This is a genomic window from Belliella kenyensis, assembly GCF_022549675.1.
GTDB lineage: Bacteria > Bacteroidota > Bacteroidia > Cytophagales > Cyclobacteriaceae > Belliella > Belliella kenyensis.
Genome location: NZ_JAKZGR010000008.1, coordinates 224,046 through 230,330 on the forward strand (window position 1 = coordinate 224,046; position 6,285 = coordinate 230,330).

Consider the following 6,285-nt stretch of genomic DNA (forward strand, 5'->3'; position numbering starts at 1 on the left):
AAAGTAATTTCTCTTTGCTTAATTTAAAAATTGGCTTATGAAAATTATAAAAATAATACTTATCACAATTTTGACTGTGCACTTTACGATAATTGGGGTTCACCATCTGCCCAATAATCCAATAAAGCACCAATTCAAATATGAGATTACATCTTACATAATTCCTTTTTATTCTCAAGAATGGAAGCTTTTCGCTCCGAATCCTGTAAACAAAAACATGTCCATTTTATACAGGTTCAGTGGATATAGCAAAGCAGATACTTTGTTTTTATCTGACTGGTTATCAACTACGGATAAGTTAATTGAGGATAGACAAAGAAATTTTTGGTCACCATCACAAAGAATCCTTAAGTATTTAAGTTCTTGTCACATTGATATAATGGAAACTTATTCTAAAGGTATCGAATTTATTGACAAAAGTGATAGTTTAAAATCTGATATAAACAAAAGTGAAACATTCTTAAAAGAATTAATGAAGAGTTCCTCAGGGCATAATTCCGTGCTTACTTATTCAAAATTTGTATACAATAATTATGCACTTGACAATAGTTTTGAAAATGTAGATTCTGTCCTAGTAGAATACAAAATATTAGAATCATCTTTTCCAAGATTTTCTAATAGAAACCTTGATTATTATGATTTAAACAACTATGAATTTAAGGAGTTATTAAGTTCACCATATAAAATATTCCCAGAATGAAAAGTCAATCATCCAGGTTTAGTATTGGTCTTTCGATTTACCGAATAATACTGTCATTCATTTTATTAAAAAATGCGATTTTCTATTTTCCAATGGCAGAGCCCCTTTTCGGAGCAAATGCCATTGTACCATATAATATTTATAAGAATTTAATGAATTTATACAATTTGGATTTCATGATTTATCCATTTGAAATTCCTTTTGCATCACATTTCCTACTTTTACTTATAATTATCTTTAGTTCACTTTTTTTACTTGGAGTCGGTGGAAGAGTTTCAGGCTTAATCCTCTACTTCTTAGTGTTTACTCTAAACCAAAGAAATAATTTTCTACTGGATGGTTCTGATAATGTTATTGCAGTAACACTTACTTTTTTACTTTTGTCCGATTGTTTAAGCCACTTTACATACAATTACAGAGAAAAGAAAAAAAATAAATTTCAAAATAAATTTTTACAATCATTATGGGTTAGTTTAAACTCATTTGCAATTGCCGGGCTTTTGATTCAAATTTCATTCGTATATTTTTTTACGGCACTGCATAAACTGCAAGGAAGTATGTGGCTAAATGGTACTGCAGTATACTATACGATGCGGGTAGTTGATTTTAAAGCAACCTCTTGGAATATTTTTTTAACTGAAAATCATTACTTCGTTGTTTTAAGCACTTATTTTACTGTTTTTTGGGAACTTTCCTTTCCATTCTTAGTATGGTTTAGAAAAACAAAATTCTTTATTCTTTCATTTGGAGTTTTATTGCATATTGGCATTTTTATTTTTATGAGAATCGACAATTTTTCTTGGATTATGATTGGTAGCTACTTCTTTTTTATCGAAAATTCAGAATATAAATCAATCTTAAAACACTTCAAATCAAAAAAACTAATAATTTTTTATGATAACTATTGTCCTAACTGTATTAGGTTTAAATCAATAATCAACAGATTTGATTTTTTTAATAATCTTCAGACAATTAAAGTTAGAGCTATTGAAAAAAGTGAAAATCAAATTTATTTTAGTCTTAATAGCCAAGAATCGTTGGAGAAAATGGCATCTTATGATATCCAGAAAAACAAATACTATTATGGATTTAATAGTATCTATAATATAGTCAAATATGTACCTAGTTTATATATCTTTTTCCCAATAATGTACATTCTAAAACTGACACACTTAGGTGCATATTTATACAGAGAACTTGCTATTAGAAGAAAAATAATACCGATTGTATGTAATGATAACTGTGATTTAATCAATAATAAGAATTAAAACAATGAAAAATATCAGTAAAATTAGATCAGTAATAGAAATATCTGTATTAATTACGGTTATTAGCCTAACATTATGTTATATCGTTGCATATAATGTTGATTTTTCACCCGAAAATTTAATGGTTGTTGCATTCTATTCTTTTCTATCTCCTGTTGTATATTTTTTAATAATTTTATTTACAATAAATTATATGCTTCCAAAAGAAATGATAGAATTATTTGAAGCTGATGAAAAACCTATAAAATGGTATATTCATTTTATAGGATTCTTCTTCGGAATTTACATTTCTTCTTTAATTTTGGATAACATATATTTTTATTTAATTGATAATTCAATATCAAAAGAGTATGCAAAAGTTCTTCAATATTTTGTTAAGGATGACTCTGAAAAAATAAATTCTTTTGTCATTTTTTCAAAACTCTCACCTTTTACCCAAGGATATATTGTTAATTTTATATCAATACTGATAGCTTGTCTTATATCAATCCCAATAGCACATAATACCTTTTCAAAAAGAAATATTGATGAAATTTAATTGACATATGAGTAAAGTTTATTTTGACACTAAGAATAATTGTTTTGAGCAATTCTTGCTTAAGGTAAAAAGGAGAAATAAGGGCATGATAGTTCTACCTATTCTTATAGTTTTATTTGGATTTGGTTTTATTTTTATTGATTCAATTTATTCAAAATTGGGTCTAACAATTCTTGCAATGACAGTTTTATTCATATCAATTCAACTTCTACAGCTTAGAATAAATTTACGGACTTTTGAAAACACTTCCATAGTTGACCCGAAAAATATATTTTCAATTCAAAAAGTGTACTTAATGAAGGAAAAACAATTTAATAGTAATGTTTTATATTATCTATTTTTTTTATTAGGCCTTACATTAACAATAAGTGGTTATAGAGGAAGATTTTATTTTGGTGATATAATTATTTTTTCTTTAATATTCATTATTGCTTATTTTCAAAATATAAAAATTGTTAAAAAATTAATAAATCCAATTTTAAACGAATTGAACAAAGAATTATCCTAACTTCAGATAAAGCGATTTCAATTCACCTGGATATTCCGGAACATGTTGACCCCTCTAATCCGGAATGATTTTGAACAGTGAAAGTGGTCTGAATGGCCAGAATCGACTGACATTCCGGCGGATGTTGACCCCCTAAAACAGGATACTCACGATTATTCCGGAGCATATTGACCCCTTTTGGTCTAATTCCGGAGCATGCTGACCCCTCTAACGAATGGTTTTGGTTTCTTAGCGGACCATTTATTTAATCCGCTAACTATAATCCCATGGCTGGAACACCAAAACCAATGAGTCAGATAAAACAATTATTGATACTTAACAGGCAGGGCAAAGGAATCAAAACCATTGCCCGAACTCTTGGCATGAGCAAGAACACTGTCAAGACCTACCTTTTCAAGCTTGATAAGCTGTTATCAGGCAATGGGACTGATAAGCATACGTTAGATGCGCTCCTCAGCCTTGATGAGCCTGAATTATACCCTTTGTTTCATCCCGGTAACCCCTCCTATAAAGACCCGAGATACGAGTATTTTAAGGACAATCTTGAAACGTATCAAAAAGAGCTGAAAAAAACAGGCGTTACCAGAACAGTTCTATGGGAAGAATACAGACAGTCAAATCCCGATGGGTATAGCTACTCCCAGTTCTGTTTTCATCTTGACCAGCAAGAGACTGCAAAGGGAAAAGTAAAGCCCAGTATGGTTCTAGACCATAAGCCTGGCGAAAAGCTCTACATAGATTTTGCAGGAAAGACCATTCCCTATATCGACAGGGAAATAGGGGAAGTTATACAATGCCAGTTTTTTGTGGCCTGCTTACCGTATTCGGATTATGCTTTTGCCATGGCCATACCATCACAGACTACCTCTGATTTTCTGTATGCACTCAGGATGTGCCTGCAGGATCTTGGAGGAGTACCACAGCTTTTGGTTCCCGACAATCTCAAGGCTGCTGTAACAAAATCAGACAGGTACGAGCCTGATATTAACAAGGCTATGGAAGATTTTGCCAATCACTATGGAACGGCTGTCCTCCCTGCAAGGGTAAGAAAGCCCCAGGATAAAGCACTGGTTGAAAACCAGGTCAAAATCTTATATTCTAGGGTATATGCCAAACTCAGGAACATGCAGTTCTTTGATATAACCTCACTTAACGAAGCGATAAAACAGCGGGTGAAGGGTCATAATCAGACAAGAATGCAAAAGAAACCGTTCTGCAGGGAAGAGAAGTTTATTGCAGATGAAAAACCATTGCTCCAACAGCTCCCTGTTGAGCCCTTTGAGCTTCGCTTTTATTCCACCCATAAAGTTGCCAAAAATAACCATATTTATCTTTCTCAGGACAAGCATTATTACAGTGTTCCCTATACCCATATCGGGTGTGATGTAAAGGTAGGCTGTACGAGGTCTATGGTATACATCTATCATGAAGGTATCAAAGTGGCCGTTCATCCCAGATGCGATAAACAGGGGCTTTACTCTACTGTAAAAGAACATCTTTCTTCTCACCACCAACACTACAGGGACAGAAGTCCAGACTATTATAAAAACAAAGCCTTAAAGATATCAAAGGTGTTCCATGAGTTTGTCTGTCTGCTCTTTGAACAGTAAAAATACCCAGAGCAAGTCTACAGATCCTGTGATGGCTTACTCAGTTTGGCAAGACAGTATGAACTTGATGCCATCGAAAAAGCATGCAGAACGGCAATAGAGTATAAAAAATTCTCTTACAAGTTCATTCAGAATATCATAGAGAACAGGATGGAAGATGAACGTATCCCTGAAAAAAAAAGAGAACTTCCAAAACACAATAACCTTAGGGGGAGAGACTATTACAACAATCAACAACAAACACTTAATTAAATCTAAACAGTTATGACCAATCAGATCGAATCGCAGTTTGCAAAACTTAAACTGCACGGGATGTCCAAAACATGGACTGCACTCAAAGAAACAAGGAAAAACCAAGGGCTTTCTTTTAGCGAAGGTCTTGAGCTGCTCTTACAGGCAGAAGAACTTGAAAGGGACAACAGAAGGTTCAAAAGGCTCGAAACCAATGCCGCCTTCAGATACAAAGCATCACTTGAAGAACTGAAACTTGATAAGAACAGAGGGCTTGATGACCTGATGCTCACCACACTGACCACCTGCGAGTTTATTGACAAGGGAGATGCCGTACTGATTACAGGAGCAACAGGCTGCGGTAAAAGTTATCTTGCATCTGCATTCGGGCACCAAGCATGTCTCAAAGGGTATAAGGTAGCATACTTTAATACACAGAAACTCCTGCTCAAAACTAAAATCGCAAGATTAGAAGGGACTATCGTGAGGTTCTTCGATAAGCTTGCAAAAACAGACTTGCTCATCTTTGATGACTTTGGACTTACACATCTCGATAAACAACAACAAATGGATTTTATGGAAATGATAGAGGACAGACACAGCAAAAAATCAACAATCATCGTCAGCCAGTTACCAGTACCAAGTTGGTATGATGTAATAGGAGAAGAAACAATTGCAGATGCGATCCTTGATAGATTGGTTCACTCTTCTTACAGAATTGAGTTAAAAGGAGAAAGTCTCAGAAAAAAAATGTAAAATTGTCAGTCTAACAGATTATAGAACCAAACCCATTTTTAGAGGGGTCAATATGCCCAGAACGGGGGTCAGTATTGTCCGGAATATCCAAATTCACCCATATTTCGACCAAAAAAAGGGCTATAAAAGCCCTTCATCTGCAAAGTAAGCGTCCGAGGAACTACATGTTTGATTTAAAGTTTTGCGGATAAAGTTTTTTGATATTTTTATGATTTATGGTCATGATGTTTTGTAGGACATGCTTTAGCCATTCATGCGAGTTGACTTGGTGCTTTTTGCATATGGCAAAGAAGGAATAGAGCATAGCTGCCCGCTGTGCTGCTTTGTGTGAGCCTGCAAAGAGATAGTTTTTTCTCCCAAGCGCTACTGGTCTGATTGCATTTTCAATTAGATTGTTATCTATTTCAAGCCTTCCATCATAAAGGTAGTTTGAAAGTTCAGCCCATCTTTCAGCACTATACCTCAGTGCCTTGCCTATTGGACTATTTGGTAATATTTTTTGGTCTTCCAATTGTTTTTTGATCCATTTTGACATTTCATTGATCACAGGAAGTGATTTGTCAAGCCTTAGGTTTTTTCTCTCTTCTGGATCTAAGTTACTTTCTCTAGCCTCTCGCTCTACTTCATACAGTTTCTGGATGAAGGTTAGTGCTTCTTTAGCTATTTTTTCATTA

8 protein-coding genes are annotated in these 6,285 nt (G+C 33.8%); 7 read left to right on the forward strand and 1 reads right to left on the reverse strand.

Annotated features, from left to right (window positions below; genetic code table 11):
* Window positions 1-37 precede the first annotated feature (37 nt).
* From MM214_RS10480 to istB, 7 genes are all read left to right on the forward strand, one after another.
* Window positions 38-700, forward strand: a complete 663-nt coding sequence (locus MM214_RS10480; RefSeq protein ID WP_241295126.1) for a DUF5819 family protein — start codon at window positions 38-40, stop codon at window positions 698-700.
* Entirely contained in the window at window positions 697-1,968 is a 1,272-nt protein-coding gene (locus MM214_RS10485; RefSeq protein ID WP_241295129.1) for a DCC1-like thiol-disulfide oxidoreductase family protein, read from the forward strand. Before MM214_RS10480 ends, MM214_RS10485 begins: the two co-directional genes overlap by 4 nt.
* A gap of 4 nt (window positions 1,969-1,972) precedes the next feature.
* Window positions 1,973-2,506, forward strand: a complete 534-nt coding sequence (locus MM214_RS10490) for a hypothetical protein (protein ID WP_241295131.1) — start codon at window positions 1,973-1,975, stop codon at window positions 2,504-2,506.
* A 7-nt stretch (window positions 2,507-2,513) separates the two neighbouring features.
* Window positions 2,514-3,014 carry a hypothetical protein gene (locus tag MM214_RS10495; protein ID WP_241295134.1) on the forward strand — a complete coding sequence of 167 codons (501 nt, stop codon included), beginning with the start codon at window positions 2,514-2,516 and terminating at the stop codon, window positions 3,012-3,014.
* 266 nt (window positions 3,015-3,280) lie between these two features.
* Window positions 3,281-4,624: an IS21 family transposase gene (gene istA / locus MM214_RS10500; protein ID WP_241295137.1), complete on the forward strand. Its 1,344-nt coding sequence runs from the start codon at window positions 3,281-3,283 to the stop codon at window positions 4,622-4,624.
* A gap of 45 nt (window positions 4,625-4,669) precedes the next feature.
* Window positions 4,670-4,876, forward strand: coding sequence for a hypothetical protein (locus MM214_RS10505; protein WP_241295139.1), 207 nt, complete (start codon window positions 4,670-4,672; stop codon window positions 4,874-4,876).
* Window positions 4,877-4,888: 12 nt separating this feature from the next.
* Window positions 4,889-5,611 carry an IS21-like element helper ATPase IstB gene (gene istB, locus MM214_RS10510; protein ID WP_241295142.1) on the forward strand — a complete coding sequence of 241 codons (723 nt, stop codon included), beginning with the start codon at window positions 4,889-4,891 and terminating at the stop codon, window positions 5,609-5,611.
* A 160-nt stretch (window positions 5,612-5,771) separates the two neighbouring features.
* On the opposite strand, the gene MM214_RS10515 is transcribed toward istB, so the two are convergent.
* Window positions 5,772-6,285 (reverse strand): IS66 family transposase (locus MM214_RS10515; protein WP_241295145.1); only part of this gene is annotated, 514 nt, incomplete at its 5' end.

Bases quoted from the DNA above. Each gene is read 5' to 3' on its own strand.
- MM214_RS10495 (WP_241295134.1), top strand. From the start codon at position 2,514: ATGAGTAAAGTTTATTTTGACACTAAGAATAATTGTTTTGAGCAATTC.
- istB (WP_241295142.1), top strand. From the start codon at position 4,889: ATGACCAATCAGATCGAATCGCAGTTTGCAAAACTTAAACTGCACGGG.
- MM214_RS10485 (WP_241295129.1), top strand. From the start codon at position 697: ATGAAAAGTCAATCATCCAGGTTTAGTATTGGTCTTTCGATTTACCGA.
- istA (WP_241295137.1), top strand. From the start codon at position 3,281: ATGGCTGGAACACCAAAACCAATGAGTCAGATAAAACAATTATTGATA.
- MM214_RS10490 (WP_241295131.1), top strand. From the start codon at position 1,973: ATGAAAAATATCAGTAAAATTAGATCAGTAATAGAAATATCTGTATTA.
- MM214_RS10480 (WP_241295126.1), top strand. From the start codon at position 38: ATGAAAATTATAAAAATAATACTTATCACAATTTTGACTGTGCACTTT.